This is a genomic window from Shewanella surugensis, assembly GCF_023284005.1.
GTDB lineage: Bacteria > Pseudomonadota > Gammaproteobacteria > Enterobacterales > Shewanellaceae > Shewanella > Shewanella surugensis.
The window spans coordinates 28,479-43,643 of sequence record NZ_JAKIKS010000039.1 but is presented as its reverse complement, the minus strand read 5'-3'; the positions used below and the strand labels follow the sequence as shown (position 1 = coordinate 43,643).

Here is a 15,165-nt window from a genome sequence, read left to right as displayed (position 1 = left end):
AACAGTTCCGTAGAGTGGCTACGCGCTATGAGAGAAAGGCTAAGTACTATTTAGGGACGCTTCAATTAGCTGCTTCTATGATTTGGTTAGCGTAATTGTCAACGCCCCCTAAGTCCATTTAAATGGATAGTCCTTAGTTTTAGATAAAAAGGGGAACAGGAAGCGGTTCCCTTTTTTGTTTCTTAACTTTGCTGATGTTTATAGCTTGCAGCAGGCGAAGAGCGCGAGTTCCCCCTCACACTGGGCCAAGAGGGGATCAACAGCAATTCCCTCTTGGATCACCCTGCCGCCCCTAGCGAAGTTATTATCCTTATACTTCATTGAAAATATTCTATCATTTCCGATGGGGCGTCCTGCCCCGCGAAAACTAGGTGAACATCCATGTTCACACTCACGATAATTTCAATGTTTTATTTCGGTAACTTCGATGGGGAATTCAAAACAAAGACAGTGTGTTTTTTTCGAGTTAGTTTGTGATGAGCTATAACTCTGTTGATGTTTATTGCTTGCAGCGGGCTAAGATCGTGGATCCCCATCCACACTGGGATTAGGAGGACTGCTAGTCCTAACAACGTTCATGTTTAAAGGCCAGTTCGATGTCCCTATCTCTCGTTTATAACGAATAATCATATTATTCTTCACCCTACTACGCTTTACATGATTTTTTGCACGCATTTCAGCAATTTCGATGGGGAATTCAAAGGCTGTATGCTTCTTCGATTTAGTGTTGTCTTGAATGAAAGGGGGGGGGAATAATAAATACGCGTTTTTAACGATGGATTTTTTGATGGTAATCAATTAAGTTGTATTAAATGCAGTATATTAGCTATGTGTATTTTTACTAGTCTGATAAATGTGCCTGTGCACTAAATTAAGGGTTATAACTTACTCAGGGCCAGATCATGAATGTTTTTTGTACAAAAAATATTGAATTTGACCGAGATTTCAATGTGTGATCTTATACTCACTTTTTGTGATAGATAAGATGGTCCTTAACACTTTTGAACAGCATTTTGGCCAATTAGATGATCAACGACAGTCAGCCAAAATCACTTATCACCTTTTTGATATATTGTTCGTGACCTTATGTGCAGTGATAGCAGGTGCTGAAGGTTGGAAAGATATTAAAGAATATGCAGAAGGTCACTTAGACTGGTTTCAAAAGCATGGTTTTTTACCTTCCGGGATCCCTGTTGATGATACGATTGCACGTGTTATTGCAAGAATAAAACCTGAGCAATTCAATCAATGTTTCGTAACATGGATGCAATCGATTAATCAGCTCTCAAAAGGTGACATTATTGCGATAGACGGCAAGACACTTAGAGGCTCATATGACAGAGAAGATCGCCGCTCTACATTGCATATGGTTAATGCTTTTGCTTGTAAAAACAAGATGGTTATTGGTCAAGTCAGCACAGATGCTAAATCCAATGAGATCACTGCAATACCTGAACTATTAAAGCTGTTAGATATTAAAGGGGCATTAGTTTCTATCGATGCAATGGGATGCCAAAAAGACATTGCTAATACCATCATTAAGCAAAAAGCAGATTATCTTTTAGCACTCAAGGGAAACCAAAAGTCACTGCATAACGCAGTCGAAGATATGTTTAAAGATTTTCGTAGTTCAGAGTCAACCCACTTGAATATAGAAAAAATCGTAATCGTTACGAAGCAAGAAGTTATCAAATACTGGACGGCAAGAAGCTTGCTAAACAATTCCCAGAGTGGGCTAAGCTAAGCACCATAGGGATTAGCATGGGGTATCGCCAAGAGAAAGGGAAAGCGCCAAGCTTAGAATATCGTTATTACATTAGTTCAGCGACATTAACCGATGAAAAATTTGCTGAAGCCGTTAGGGATCACTGGGCTATAGAAAATAGTCTTCATTGGGTTCTTGATGTAACAATGAATGAAGATGACTGCCAAATTTACAAAGATAACGGTGCAGAAAACTGGGGGATATTACGTCAAACAGCTTTGAATATGTTAAGAAAAGAAAAAACGAAAGTGAGTATTCCAACAAAGAGAAAGCGAGCGTGGATGAAAACAGCCTTTCTTGAGAAGGTATTAACCTCTGGATCTACTGATGTGGATAAAAGTTAATCACTCATGCGGTTGCCCTGATAACTAACTGGAGAAGCATCTGTGTCTCAACGGATCAACGAAATTGTTAGTATATGTTCTAATCTTATTGGTGACTTGACTGTAGCTGTTGAAGTTTTAAGAGATTTTGAGTCGAAAAGTGCTCTATCTCCCGTAAAAAGGCAAGCTGTATGGCGGTTATGTTTTTTTCCATCATTATGAATTGCCGTAAATATGTTGAGGTTTGTGAGAAGTATGGGGCGGAACTCAATAAAGAGATCCCAGATATAAAAGTTCTTAAAGGTAAATATGTTGAAGAAATAAATCGAAATAGTGCAATTGCTGACTTAAGAAATCATTATGTTGCCCATGTACAAAAAAAGTCTGAAAAAAGAGCGCTTTCAGATGAAGACGTTCAAAATTATATTCTTAGTATGGTCGGTGGTGATAATGCATCAGAATTCATAAACTGGATATGTCCAGATGATTTTGAAAAGTCAAATAGGGAAGATAGCTTGGTTGGTGTTATTGAGATTATTAAGGATAAGGTGGTAAAACGTTATAATAAGAATTAAGTAGTCGGACGGTTAAAGTCATCTGCTGTTTTAGGTATTCAGATCATGGAGGGTGAAAATGTCTGATAAAATAGAATTTAATTCATTATGGGCTTATGAAGAAGACAGGGATTGCATATCATTTTCAGCACAATTACCAGATGGAACCATTGATTGTTTAATATCCTCCGAAGCACTTCAATATTGCTTCAATGATGGTTCTAATGAAGGTAAGGTACAAGCATTCGAAGCTAATAGGTTAGCCATTAACGAACTCGCAGTAGGAAAGATCAAGGCTGGTGCATTCGAAGGCGAAGACTTAATTCTTATTGTTATTTTTGATTGTGAAGCACATGGATTTGAATCGGAGTGCTAATCACTTTTAACTGGTTAGGTAAGTGGAAATGCGCCACAACTTCCCTATTTCTTAACGTTTTAAAAATACTACATTTTCTAATCGAACAACTCGAGTCATAGACATTTTTCTAGCGCGTTTCTATCCAAATATGATCTATTTACTAGCATTAAATACGTTTAAATATAGAGAGCTGATTTCAGCTCCCTATTTTATTATTGCTCTGCATGCTCTGCTGGCTGGAGAACAGGTAAAGCATCTTGGGCTGTTTTGATATCAGTAGGCTCTTCGATTGCTTCTGTTACTTTTTCATCTGTATCTAATGGCTTACTGTTGATTTGAGCCGTTAAATCTTGAATCAATGCCGTTTTCATTCTGTTAATTGTGGTTTGATAGTTTTTTGTCAGTTCTGCAAATTCAGGCCCTTCATCCCATGCTTTTTCATTGGGGGTGACTTCTTTAAGCTGGCCATACCACAGCATCTTGTTGGTGGTGAGATCTACTAACGTACCTGCAACTATCATCGTAGCATTAGGTTCAGAGAGAGGAATAAAGCCATGGTAACTGCGATTTACGCCTAATCGTAAAATCTTAAATAGCAATAAATGATCGACATTCAATTCTGCTTTTAGTGGCGTGAGATCGGCTGGGAAATAAAAATCTTCGCCTTTTTTCTTCCCTTTAAATTTTTGGATGGTCTTAGCTGTAATGGCATCTGTATCTAAGGACGTTAAGGTTATTGAATGTTTGTTCTCGCTGATTTTTTGCTTTAACTCATTTGATATATCAATAAAGCCTTCATCATCCAAGGTCTCAATGTGATTTGATAGCTCACTCGTTGCTGCGCTGATAATGGCCCAATCTAAAAGGCCTATAGCGCCTTCGGGGCGAAAATTGGCTTGTTTAGGAGATTGAATATGAATGCCGAGGCTTTTTCCCCCTTCCCAAAACTCATGCTCGAGTGTGATAGGGGGCTGAGTTGAGCAGGCAGCGAGTATGGCAATAATAGGGAGTAAAAAAAATAATTTAAAAATATTTTTGTTAAAGGTGAAACTGAGCACGGATGCAATCCTTTATATTTGTTTTAGCTTAATTGAGAAAGGCGCTAATTTAACGACGAAACCTTCAAATTACAACCTAAAAGAATCAGTTTTATAGTTTGTCACCATGTTATGTGACAAACTTATCATTATGTTACTTTGCGTTCTAATGTCTTATTGGTGGAGGGGGGATTAAACTACAGTTGCGCCTGATTTTTAGACTGTAGCATTGGCTTTTTACAATGGTATTCACTGATTTTGTTGAGGCTGGGTTCGAAGAAATAAGTATTAAAGCTTACATCTGTAGAGCTCGAAAATTGAAAATACATGAGTCCAGACTCTTTTATTTTTTTATTCTGTTGGTTTTCAACATAATCGACGGCGATGTGTTTATTTGCATCATAAAGCATGTGTCCTTTTTATTGCCCTGTTATTTGTTTGGAATCACCTGTAACAATCATTGAAAAACAAAGAAGCGCTCATCAAGGGGGAGGGATATTTTGATTAAGGCTAATACTCAACTGTCTATCATAACCATGGGTTATATTGTTGCATTGATAATGGTCTGTAATGGAACATTATCTGCCCAAGCATGTGTAGATATTAGTAAAAAAATATACATGATAATACGCGTTAGCTGTTGTAATCGAATAGGATGAAAAATGTTCATCAACTTAATGATCCTAAGCAAAAGGTGTCATATTAGTCATGTTTGCTGTTTTGGGTTAACTCTCTTTTTCACAATAGTATTCACCGATTTTATTGAGGCTGGGTTCAAGGAAGTAGGTGGTGAAGCTGATTTCTTGTGCGGATGAAAATGTGACATAAGTCAACCCAGGGCTTTTATTGTTTTTTTTGTTTTTACTTTCAAGGTAACTGACGGCTGTATGTGTCTGGACATCGTAGAGCATATAGCCCTTGGTGAAGCTTGATAGGGCATTTTCGGATCCAGAAAAAAGTAATTGAAAAATATAAAAGCGTTCTTCAAATGGGGTTAGCGTTGGGGTGAGGTTGATGGTTAATTGAGGATTGTAACCGCTCTGTAAGTGTTTGCAGTAATAATCACCTTCAATAGTACTGAGGGGCGTTTTATGTGTGCTTGCATTGGCTGGATGAGTCAACAAGATTAATAAAATGAGACTACTGCAAAATACTATTGATAAGGATAGCGATAAGCATTTTGAAAAGTATTGATGATTGATGCCCATAATGTTGCTCACTATTTTGTGGCGATTCAATAGTGAGTTTAGTGGGCAATTATGAGGTGTGTAAAATAAAGGGAGTATATATGTTCCTAATTGGGTTGAGGAGCGACTGTTTTAAGGACTTGTTCACAGTGTGCGATGCCCATTTTGTCTCTGAATCTATCGATGAAATAAGCGCTGAACTTAACCGGTTTGGAATCTGTGAGTTCAAACTCAATTAGGCCCGCGCCTCTAATGCGATTATCGACTTGATTTTCTAGGTAACCAACTGCACTGAGCTTTTGTGTATCGACAATCATATAACCTATGGCGTTACTAAAAACCTTATTGCCCTCAGTTAGCTCTTGATCGACGTTGCCAGAAAAATATACATTGTAAGTATAAAAACGCTTATCGATGTCGATATGTTGGGGGGTTTCAATGAGGGTGAGTTTTCTTTTTATTTTCTTTTTGACCCCTTGGCAAATATATTGACCAGCAATGATATCTTTAATCGGTTTCGTACTATTGGCGTAGGTAACACTAGAGTAAAATACGCTGGTGAGTAAGACGATAATGATTGAGTAGCCTTTTTGACGAAATTCCATTATGACACCTTGTTTTCATTGTTTCTTATCAAAATAACCCAATTTAATGAGACTCGTAAAGAGGTATAGCGAATGAAACAACAAATAATGTTATTTTTAACCCAGTTATTTTCTTATTTATCAGATTGTTGATGAATATGAGAGTTGCTTTGTTTGACGCATAAATTAGAGCCCACTCGACTTTCTAATTTGTCGATAAAGTAGGCTTCAAAGCTGATGCTACCGGTATCGGATAATGTAAAATATAGCACCCCCACCCCTTCTACTCTATTGTCGACTTGGTTTCTCAGATAGCCTGAAGCGGTTTGCCTTTTACTATCGAAAATCATATAACCAATGGAATTTCCATAGACTTTACTATTTCCTGCTGTTAGGTATAAAGAAAAACTATAAAAACCTTCATCTGTGGGCGATATTTTTTCATCTTCGATTATTTTAAGCTTTCTTAAATGCCCACCTTTCACGTTGGTACAGTGGTATCGACCTTCTATTATTTGACTTGTGATGCGTTTTTTCTTAACGGAAGGTGTTGGCGTTTCAGTAAGTTGGGTTTGAGCCTTAGTGGCTTGGGGATCCGTTATTTTAGTGGGGGCTTCCTCTTTAGCGTTATTGGCAGCATAGAGGAAAGATAAACTCGATAACCCTAAGTTAATAGCGATAGCATAAATAATACCCATATAAAGTTTAGCTAGCTTACTCGAAAAAAACATAATAACTCCTTTACTTTCTATCGATTGATAAGGTTTCTATAACGAATATAAACTCAGTCCGGCATTCGCTGCACTATGCTTAGGGCTAGTTTTATTTTAGCTGGTATAACCCGATAACAATAGCCACAGTTTGATAAACAAGATTAAGGATAGAAGATGGACTTGATAGAATTATCAATAGATACTGCACTTAACGCCCATAAAGGTCAAAAGGATAAAGCGGGTAAGCCTTACATATTACATCCATTACGTTTGATGGCTAAAATGCAAACGCCTAATGAAATGATGGTGGCGGTATTACATGATGTGCTGGAAGACTCGTCACTGACTGCGGCGGATTTAGTTAAACTTGGGATACCAGATGAGGTGGTAAAAGCGATTGAATGTCTAACAAAATGCGAAGGTGAGGCTTATGGTGATTATCTTGAGAGGGTGTTAAGCAGTTTATTGGCGGTTAAAGTTAAACGGGCAGACTTGGAAGATAATATGAATATTTTGAGGCTGGATACCATGACAGATAAAGATCTTAACCGCCTGCAAAAATATCATCAAGCTTGGCAAAAACTATCCGGATTGTAACGGTGATCCTGTCGGGATTTAGAATGAGAAGATAAATAGGTGTTCGGTATAGGTGGGTCAATAAAAAGAGACCCAATGACCTCTTTTTATGACACTATAGTTTTTTGTCAATATTAGTATTGTTTAGTGACCGTAAAATCATCATAGGCTAAGCGCCAAACACCATCGGCTTGTTTAGCCCACTTTTCTTCAGTAATAATCCCTTCACCCACATTCATTTTCCAATTTGATGATACCAATACGGTATGACTGTCTATCACGTTAAACTTGGTATCTTTATAAACTAAATCACTGGCACCACTCGCAATAAAAGGGGCCCAAAACTGATAAATCGCTTCTCGTCCGACAAATTCTCCCATGGGGCGTGCATTCATGGTGGCATCAACAGTGTAAGCATTAGCGAGGTATCTTGCATCGCCTTCATTGAAGTGTTGTATCCAACTTAAACTGGCTGCCCTAACTTGTGCTTCAGCTTGATCTTGGGAATGGGTGCTTAGGTTATTACAAGCCGTTAGCCCTAAACTAATGAGGATGAGATAGAGATATTTCATAAGTGAATCCAAATAAAGTGATTGATTGAAAGTGGATGAAGTATAGTCAGTCTATATTGATTGAAAAATAGCGAACGAGTGAATATATAGTTTAGTATGAATAAACAATTAAGTTATCGAATGCAGCTTTTTGCTCAAATCATTCGCTCGGGGAGTTTCACCGCAGCAGCAGAGCATTTAGGGCAAACTAAATCGAGTCTCAGTCAACATCTGACGCAATTAGAAAGTGATCTGGGGACTCTGCTTATTCAACGAACCACCAGACGGTTAGTGCTCACAGAGCAAGGTCGCTTGTTCTATCAACGTTGCAGTGAATTAGTGGAATTATTAGAGCTTGCTATTGATGAAGTGAGTACCGAGCCGTCTCAAATAAAAGGCAGCGTCACCATCACGGCACCTCAAGCCATAATCGATTTAATCATCATCCCTGTAATGGCAAGATTACAAAATCAATATATTGATTTAAAAATGAACCTATTGGTTGAAGATAAGCAGTTAGACTTACTCGAACATAAAGTCGATTTGGCTATTCGAGTGGGAAACATGGCTGATGTGAGCTACAAGGCAAGAAGAATAGGTACAATGAAGGAGCATTGGTATGAGAGCGCTGCTTTTAAAGCGAATGAGGTATCGTCAGTCGTTTGTTTACCTTGGCAAAGCGGTCAGCAGCGCATGATCAGAGTCAACAATCTTGCAGCAGCAGCGCAATTAGTCAGCCAAGGCGTCGGGAGGGCGTTATTGCCAGACTTGTTTGTTAAAGGTCTAGTGTTATCTCAATCGCTAATACGCTCTGATATTGAGGACATTAATCAATCGATCCCTATCTATGCCGTTCATGCGTATCGTGATCATCTTCCTCTACGAGTCAAGCGAATATTGGATGCAATAGAAGCACAATTTCAATTGCAAGCCGTTAGATATTAATAATACTGGCTAATTGCCTTTGATTCTTATTTATTTGAATAATGTAGATATTTTTATTTGGAACATTACCGCCATGAAAACGGATGTCGCCACTGGCACCAGAATAAAGCTTGAGTGTTGATAGCCATTGATCTAGCTGGGGCGGGTTTTGATTTTTTGAGCCTGCGAGTAATTCTGCCGCTAACATTGTGACATCGTGTCCTAGAGTCGTAAATGCATTTTTAGGCAATACAGTGTATTTTTGCTGATAATGTTGGATAGAATTTAGCGTCGATGCGGGGGCATCATTAGGGGATAAAACGGCATGAGTTGTAAAGTAGACATCGATTAATAATGTACTGGGTGCCTTTACTATCGTATCTGAGTCAAAACCGTCCGCACCGATAATGGGTTGTTCGAAACCTGCTTGTCTTAACTGCTTGATCACTTCAAGTGTCTTTGGGACGCCAGAGGCAAAATAAATAGCTATAGCTCCTTTTTTTAATGGACTCATTTTATTAATCAAATTATCTATTTTAAGTGTATCAGGAGTGAAACTTATTTTGGTGATGAGCTGACCCTTTAATAATTGAAGTTCTTTGATAAAAGCGTTGGTTACATTGATGGCATATTGCATTTGGGTGTTTTCAATGACGATAACTTGAGAGGCATGTAAGGTCTGCACTGCAAACCTTGTCGCAGCGGTACCTTGCATCGCATCTGTATAACAGGCTAGGATTAAATTTTGTGGGAATTTCACTGCTAATTTTCCTGATGTGGTGCCAGCAGTAATGAAGCGTTTATGGTTTCTTACTACGCTTGGCATTGCGGCTTTGCCGAGCTTAAAATCAATAAAGGGAATAACATCGTTTTAGTTAATTGTTTTTTGAATGAGTATTTCACTTTAAAAAATAGCTTCCTATCTATAGGTTTGCCTCTGAAGAGGAATCAATGAATAACTTTACTTCGTTGATGTTGCCTTTGGGGATATCAATATTGGTTGATAACGGATGCACAGATAAAATCACCTTTATATCGGGAATAACGGTGACACTTTGGATGATTATTGCTATTGGAGGACTTGTTTTCCCAGTGAGTAAACCCGAATAGGTCAACACTGCATTGGGCGCTCCATTGGAAAATATTTTATTAAATTCTTTTAAAAAATGATTGGAAGGGATCATTTTCGTCTCACTAAAAGATTCATCCGTGATGGCAATGACGCCTTTATCAATGTCGGTGAGTGATAGCTCATAGGAGGTGTTGCTTTTTTGATAGCGTATTTTACCTTTATCGGCGCTGAGTACGAATAACCATTGTTTGGCAGTAGCTGGAGTTATTTTTTGCTGTATTTGTGGCTTGGAAGCCTCGATGTTTTTTGCCATTACGCTATAAGAGAATAGGCTTGTAATGAAGAAAACGAATATAGGGGTGAACAAGTTTTTTTTGAATGACATAGCTTTCTCTCTAATCCTTGAGTAAGGCTTATCCTTTCTTTAAAAGGATAGAACGATGTAAATATTCAAAACCTCATATGAGTATAATAAAAGAATGACAGCTTGCTTGTTTTATCGCTAAAACCATTGAAGGTAACAAGCTTAGGTTGTTCTTTCTGTCGATAACTGTCTTAAAGTCGCTTATTGATTTATTTGTTTATTATCCGATAAAGGTGTGGCTGTAGATAATCAATAAAAGTGCTGACCTTGGTAGGTAAATGCTTGCGAGCAGAAAAAACCGCATAAATGGCATGTTTAGGTAAGGAATATTCAGTGAGTAGCGGTACTAATTTGCCCGTTTTAAGTGCATCGTTAACTATGAAAATAGGCATCTGGCAAATGCCGAGTCCATCGAGTAAAGCTTGATATAAAGCCTCGCTATTATTAACTCGGTAATTGCCTTTGGGTTGAACAGATATAACGCCTTTATTGCTATTAAATTGCCATTCACTCCCCGCTTGAAAGTATGAATAGACCAAACAATTATGGGCTTTCAATGCTTGAGGGCTATCGGGTATACCATGTTGTTGGAGGTAATCAGGGGATGCGCATAATACGCTGTCACAAGGCGCTAGCTTACGAGCTATAAGGCTCGAGTCTGGCAACTTTCCAATACGAATAGCAAGGTCAAAGCGGTGCTCTATCATATCTAACACCTTATCATCCATGATCATTTCAATACTGACTTTAGAATGTTTCTTTAAAAATGTGGAGATTAAAGGTGCAAGGTGTAGGCGCCCAAAAGCCATCGGTGCATTAATGCGTAAATGACCTTGAATCTCTATTTGATGTTGATTAATGGCATCTCTAGCATTGTTGGCCAGTGTCAGTGCTTCATTAACGCTATCAAAATAGATTTGGCCAGCTTGTGTCAGGCTTAAACTGCGTGTCGTTCTGTGTAATAAACGTATTCCTAGCGCGGTTTCTAACTGTGTTATACGCTTACTGACTGCCGATTTTGAGCTGTTGAGTCGTTCGGCCGCTTTTGAAAAGCTGCCTGTTTCAACAATGGCGACAAATACAGGAATAGCTGAAAAAACGTTCATAAGTGATCTCCTTTTAATGTTGAGTTTTATTCACAATTGAGTTTCCTTTTTTGGGGATTATAAATCAAATCGAAACAATATAAAGTTCGTTATCGTTGATAAGGCAGTCATATCCATCTTGCTAAATCAATGCTCAGTTCAGGGTCGTTGAGGCTTTTCAATTCAAGGTGAATTGATGAAGCAATGCTTGTAGTTTTTTAAGTCAATACAACACAGAAGTGGAATATATAAATGTTAAGACAAGTATCAGATAGATTACTCGCCATTGTGGCAGGTTCATTATTAGCTTTAATGATCAGTATTAATAGCGGATTAGCTATATTAAATTCTCCGCTTCAGGCCTCCTGGGCAGCGCATGGTATTGGTGCTTTGGTGGCCATATTTTTAGTCGTCGTGTATTCACGTTGTTTTCGATTGAGTCAGAGTAAAGCCAATCGCCATAAGAAGGATAATAAATTAATTAGCTTACCGTCTTGGGCTTACTTTGGCGGGATCCCTGGTGCCTTTACTGTGCTGTTAGCTGCAATAACAGTGAATAGTGAAATCGGACTCAGTGGCACTTTAGCGTGTGCGCTCGTCGGGCAAATTGTTTTTGGCATGATATCGGATCATTTTGGATGGTTTGAAAGCGAGATAAAAGCCTTTGTATTACAGGATTTATTAAAAGTATTACCGATTATAGCGGGCAGTTTTTTGCTTATATTCATTTAAAATACAAAGAGGTTAAGTAGTGTTACTTTATATTATTATTGGGTTGTTAAACGGTGTGGTAATTGGTTGTAGCCGAGCACTCAATGGGCAACTAAGTATGCATGTGATTGACCCATTAAAAGCCGTTATGCAATAGGATTAATTAAAAGTGTTGCCAGTGATAACGGGGACGTTTTTTTACTTATATTCATTTAAAATACAAAGAGGTCAAGTAGTGTTACTTTATATTGTTATTGGGTTGTTAAACGGTGTGGTGATGGGTTGTAGCCGAGCACTCAATGGGCAGCTAAGTATGCATGTTATTGACCCATTAAAAGCCGTTATGCAATAGGATTTATTAAAAGTGTTGTCAGTGATAACGGGGATGTTTTTTACTTCTACTCATTTAAAATACAAAGAGGTTAAGCAGTGTTGTTTTATATTGTTATTGCGTTATTAAACGGTGTGGTGATGGGTTGTAGCCGAGCACTCAATGGGCAACTAAGTATGCAAGCAGGCCCATTAAAAGCATCAGTGTGTAATCATTTAGTGGGTTTTATCCTGTTAAGCTTTTTATTGATTATCTGGAGCGTATTTCAGTCAGAGACGGAGTTATTGATTGTTTCTGCGCCTTGGTATTTATATTTAGGCGGTTTCATCGGTGCGCTTTATGTGGCGTTAAACAGTTTTATTTTATCGCAAATTGGGGCCGCGAATACCGCACTATTGGTGATCAGTGGGCAAATGATCACCGGAATATTTTTAGAGCATGAGTCTATGGCATTGAACAATTTTTTGGCCAATATCGTAGGCGTGATTTTGATTGGTATTGGGATTTACTTTTCACAGCTCAATTCATTTAAATTAATAAAGCAAAAATAAACCCAACAAGGTAACTTTTAGGTTTGATTAATGGTAATTAAGTTCCACCAGCATCAAAATCAATTTTTTCTTTTTGCTCTTTAGCAAACTCAAGCTTATGCTGATGCTCAACATCTTTCAGGCGGCTTGCTTCTTTTTTTGGAATATGTTGTATAGCATCTTCTAAAGCAAGAATGAGAAAATCACTGGATAATAGCTCTAAATCGCAGCCATATTCAGATGAAAGAGTTTCTAGTTCTCGATAGAGATGGATGGGTATATATACATTCAGTTTATGAAAATCGGGGAAGCAATTTCACAACGAGGATGTTCTACATGTTTTTCTGCACAGAGCTTTTCTATTAAGTGAGTTATTTTTGTTTTCATAAATACAGCTGTGCAATTTATGGTCAACCTAATGCTCGTAGGTGTAAATTTGTAAAATGTAAAATACTTGTTTCATTTTATTGTCATGCGGTTTTTATAAAGTTGGGTGAAAAAACAAGCTCTACTTTTACCCCTCCTGTTTTTGTATTGTGGATGTTAAATTGACCATTTAAATGTTGACTGCGCTCTTGCATGATTACCAATCCGTAATGATTGAGTTTTGTTGTTTTTTCAGGAAGGCCTATACCGTCGTCCTCTACGCATAAATGGATCTGTTTCTTTGTATCTGAAAAAACACGAACACTAACATTGTTGGCCTGAGAATGATTGAGTGCATTTTGTGTCGCTTCACGGGCTATCTGCATTAAATGGATTTCTTCATTTGGGGTGAGGGGTAAGTTTTGTATTTGATAATCTAAGTTAAAAAGCATTTTATTTTTTGCTCTTTCATTAACTTGATCGATGGTATAGATAAATGTTTGATATAAACCTTCATCATCGATTTTCAATCTAAAGGTAGTGAGTAATTCTCTCAGCTGCCGATAAGCATTATTAAGTCCATTTTTCAATTCGAGTTCAACATCTGCAATTTGAGCATCATTAGCCTTGCGTTGGCGAAGCTTCTGTAATCGAGCAACTTGCATTTTCAAATAAGATAAGGCTTGCGCTAGAGAGTCATGCAGTTCTCGTGCGATGGTATTACGTTCTGTTAATAATGCAATCCTGCGGTTTTGCTCATGCTGTTGACGAATGTAAAGTCCATTAGCTATTAAGGTTGAAATGGAAGAGAAAAGTTTATCCTGCCAAGGTTCGAGTATGATTCCTTTAGGTATGTGACAAATAAGAACACCGTAGTTAACATCATCTTTTTGGATGGCATAATGGGCAACTTGTGGATTGGTGCTTGGTTGTTTACTCGTATTTAAGCAATCATCACATTCTTTGGCTAAACAAGTTATTGGTAGCGGCTTATCTTGGGTAATTATGTGCTCATAGGGCACATTACTTTGCTCTGTGGTTAAGCATAAGTCAATGTCTGGCTTATTAGTGATAATGGCCAGTTTACTGATAATGGGGGCTAGATTCAGTTTTGAACCGGATTGATTGATCAGTTGTGATGTTTGATAGAGCAGGGCTAAAGAATCATTACTTTGGCGTGACTCGAAGGTTTTCTCTCTCACTCTTTGTTCCAGCTCGCCGTAAGAATTGGATAAAGCTTCTGACATTCGGTTCATGGTATCTGATAAAAGTCCTAGCTCATCATTTTGCTGAATTTGCGTTCTACTGGTGTAGTCGCCACTCATGATTTTTCTGGCTGTTTGAGTAAGTTCAGATAATGGCTTTTCAATTTTTTGATGCAGTTGGTACAAGATGAAAGCGGCCAGCGTGATGGTAATAAGCAGAGATAAGCTCAAAATCATGCGGATCATTAATATCCTATCTTCAGCCCCTTTTTGATAAAGGCCGACTAATTTATCTAAGTGATTAACGAAATATTCTATTTGACTATCGAGCAGTATTAAGTTTCTCTCGTTGAGCCTGTTTGGTTGGGCGGCGAGTAATAATAACCTCGGTTCTAAATCATTATTCCAGCTTCGTTGTGCTGAGGCCAATGAGTTTTCGATAGCAGGCTTGGCCATGGTGTTTAATAAGTTAGGATTGGATTGCTGCACTAAAAAGTTCAGTTTTTTAGAGAAGGCCTCAATAGCGGTATGAATTTTAGTTTGTTGTTGTGAATGGGTTAGAGTTTGCGTTTGTGGCAGTAAGGTTAAGTGGGTCAATATTTTATAGCTTTCATAGCGCAATGATCCGGCATTATTAATCACAAAGGCGTCTTGATCGGCCAGATCACTGATGAGGACAGAGCTTAGCATGCTAATAATCGATACCACGCTGATTAATAAAATCATGCTGCCAATTCGAAAAACGATGGAGTGAAACAATTGTTTTAGCATCTGTTTGCCTTAAAGTGCTATATGTTTATGCTTACCTCTAAAAAGTAAGTTGATTAACCCTTATATGGAATAAATAGCCTAAAGCTTGATAGAGTCTGATATTCAGGTTTCATGCATATACCTCCATAGAGGTAGTTAAGTGATAGTGACAAACAATC

Annotated in this window: 17 protein-coding genes and 1 pseudogene; 8 read left to right on the top strand and 10 right to left on the bottom strand. The window is 38.0% G+C overall.

What is annotated here, in order from left to right; translation table 11 throughout:
• Nucleotides 1–985: 985 nt before the first annotated feature.
• The 3 genes and pseudogenes from L2764_RS11645 to L2764_RS11635 all read left to right on the top strand — a co-directional run bounded on the left by L2764_RS11645 (nucleotide 986) and on the right by L2764_RS11635 (nucleotide 3,018).
• Nucleotides 986–2,109 (top strand): annotated as a pseudogene (locus L2764_RS11645) (ISAs1 family transposase).
• Between the two features lie 170 nt (nucleotides 2,110–2,279).
• Nucleotides 2,280–2,663, top strand: a complete 384-nt coding sequence (locus L2764_RS11640) for a hypothetical protein (RefSeq protein WP_248940394.1) — start codon at nucleotides 2,280–2,282, stop codon at nucleotides 2,661–2,663.
• A 58-nt stretch (nucleotides 2,664–2,721) separates the two neighbouring features.
• A complete protein-coding gene (locus tag L2764_RS11635; protein WP_248940393.1) occupies nucleotides 2,722–3,018 on the top strand; it encodes a DUF1488 family protein in 297 nt (98 codons plus the stop codon).
• Nucleotides 3,019–3,212: 194 nt separating this feature from the next.
• On the opposite strand, the gene L2764_RS11630 is transcribed toward L2764_RS11635, so the two are convergent.
• From L2764_RS11630 to L2764_RS11610, 5 genes are all read right to left on the bottom strand, one after another.
• On the bottom strand, nucleotides 3,213–4,058 hold the full coding sequence (locus tag L2764_RS11630) for a hypothetical protein (RefSeq protein WP_248940391.1): 846 nt from the start codon (nucleotides 4,056–4,058) through the stop codon (nucleotides 3,213–3,215).
• Between the two features lie 176 nt (nucleotides 4,059–4,234).
• Nucleotides 4,235–4,447: a hypothetical protein gene (locus L2764_RS11625; protein ID WP_248940390.1), complete on the bottom strand. Its 213-nt coding sequence runs from the start codon at nucleotides 4,445–4,447 to the stop codon at nucleotides 4,235–4,237.
• A 315-nt stretch (nucleotides 4,448–4,762) separates the two neighbouring features.
• Complete coding sequence (locus tag L2764_RS11620; protein ID WP_248940389.1) at nucleotides 4,763–5,245, bottom strand: hypothetical protein; 483 nt, start codon at nucleotides 5,243–5,245, stop codon at nucleotides 4,763–4,765.
• Between the two features lie 86 nt (nucleotides 5,246–5,331).
• The gene (locus tag L2764_RS11615) at nucleotides 5,332–5,829 is read right to left on the bottom strand and encodes a hypothetical protein (protein WP_248940388.1); all 498 of its coding nucleotides are present in this window, start codon (nucleotides 5,827–5,829) and stop codon (nucleotides 5,332–5,334) included.
• Nucleotides 5,830–5,942: 113 nt separating this feature from the next.
• Nucleotides 5,943–6,539 (bottom strand): hypothetical protein, encoded by a 597-nt coding sequence (locus tag L2764_RS11610; RefSeq protein ID WP_248940387.1) that lies wholly within the window; start codon nucleotides 6,537–6,539, stop codon nucleotides 5,943–5,945.
• A gap of 156 nt (nucleotides 6,540–6,695) precedes the next feature.
• On the opposite strand from L2764_RS11610, the gene L2764_RS11605 reads away from it, so the two are divergent.
• Nucleotides 6,696–7,118, top strand: coding sequence for a hypothetical protein (locus L2764_RS11605; RefSeq protein WP_248940386.1), 423 nt, complete (start codon nucleotides 6,696–6,698; stop codon nucleotides 7,116–7,118).
• Nucleotides 7,119–7,231: 113 nt separating this feature from the next.
• On the opposite strand, the gene L2764_RS11600 is transcribed toward L2764_RS11605, so the two are convergent.
• Nucleotides 7,232–7,669: a YybH family protein gene (locus L2764_RS11600; protein ID WP_248940385.1), complete on the bottom strand. Its 438-nt coding sequence runs from the start codon at nucleotides 7,667–7,669 to the stop codon at nucleotides 7,232–7,234.
• Between the two features lie 96 nt (nucleotides 7,670–7,765).
• Here L2764_RS11600 and L2764_RS11595 point away from each other — a divergent pair, with 96 nt between their 5' ends.
• Complete coding sequence (locus tag L2764_RS11595; protein ID WP_248940384.1) at nucleotides 7,766–8,593, top strand: LysR family transcriptional regulator; 828 nt, start codon at nucleotides 7,766–7,768, stop codon at nucleotides 8,591–8,593.
• On the opposite strand, the gene L2764_RS11590 is transcribed toward L2764_RS11595, so the two are convergent.
• The 3 genes from L2764_RS11590 to L2764_RS11580 all read right to left on the bottom strand — a co-directional run bounded on the left by L2764_RS11590 (nucleotide 8,583) and on the right by L2764_RS11580 (nucleotide 11,114).
• Nucleotides 8,583–9,398 (bottom strand): ABC transporter substrate-binding protein, encoded by an 816-nt coding sequence (locus tag L2764_RS11590; protein ID WP_248940383.1) that lies wholly within the window; start codon nucleotides 9,396–9,398, stop codon nucleotides 8,583–8,585. The genes L2764_RS11595 and L2764_RS11590 overlap by 11 nt on opposite strands.
• Nucleotides 9,399–9,495: 97 nt before the next feature.
• On the bottom strand, nucleotides 9,496–10,029 hold the full coding sequence (locus tag L2764_RS11585) for a hypothetical protein (protein WP_248940382.1): 534 nt from the start codon (nucleotides 10,027–10,029) through the stop codon (nucleotides 9,496–9,498).
• A 188-nt stretch (nucleotides 10,030–10,217) separates the two neighbouring features.
• Complete coding sequence (locus L2764_RS11580) at nucleotides 10,218–11,114, bottom strand: LysR family transcriptional regulator (RefSeq protein ID WP_248940381.1); 897 nt, start codon at nucleotides 11,112–11,114, stop codon at nucleotides 10,218–10,220.
• 231 nt (nucleotides 11,115–11,345) lie between these two features.
• Between L2764_RS11580 and L2764_RS11575 the strand changes: the two genes are divergently transcribed.
• The 3 genes from L2764_RS11575 to L2764_RS11565 all read left to right on the top strand — a co-directional run bounded on the left by L2764_RS11575 (nucleotide 11,346) and on the right by L2764_RS11565 (nucleotide 12,686).
• Nucleotides 11,346–11,825, top strand: coding sequence for a DMT family transporter (locus L2764_RS11575; RefSeq protein WP_248940379.1), 480 nt, complete (start codon nucleotides 11,346–11,348; stop codon nucleotides 11,823–11,825).
• Between the two features lie 148 nt (nucleotides 11,826–11,973).
• Nucleotides 11,974–12,156 carry a hypothetical protein gene (locus L2764_RS11570; protein WP_248940378.1) on the top strand — a complete coding sequence of 61 codons (183 nt, stop codon included), beginning with the start codon at nucleotides 11,974–11,976 and terminating at the stop codon, nucleotides 12,154–12,156.
• 77 nt (nucleotides 12,157–12,233) lie between these two features.
• Nucleotides 12,234–12,686 (top strand): DMT family transporter, encoded by a 453-nt coding sequence (locus tag L2764_RS11565; protein WP_248940377.1) that lies wholly within the window; start codon nucleotides 12,234–12,236, stop codon nucleotides 12,684–12,686.
• A gap of 449 nt (nucleotides 12,687–13,135) precedes the next feature.
• On the opposite strand, the gene L2764_RS11560 is transcribed toward L2764_RS11565, so the two are convergent.
• Complete coding sequence (locus tag L2764_RS11560; RefSeq protein WP_248940376.1) at nucleotides 13,136–15,007, bottom strand: histidine kinase; 1,872 nt, start codon at nucleotides 15,005–15,007, stop codon at nucleotides 13,136–13,138.
• Between the last annotated feature and the right edge of the window lie 158 nt (nucleotides 15,008–15,165).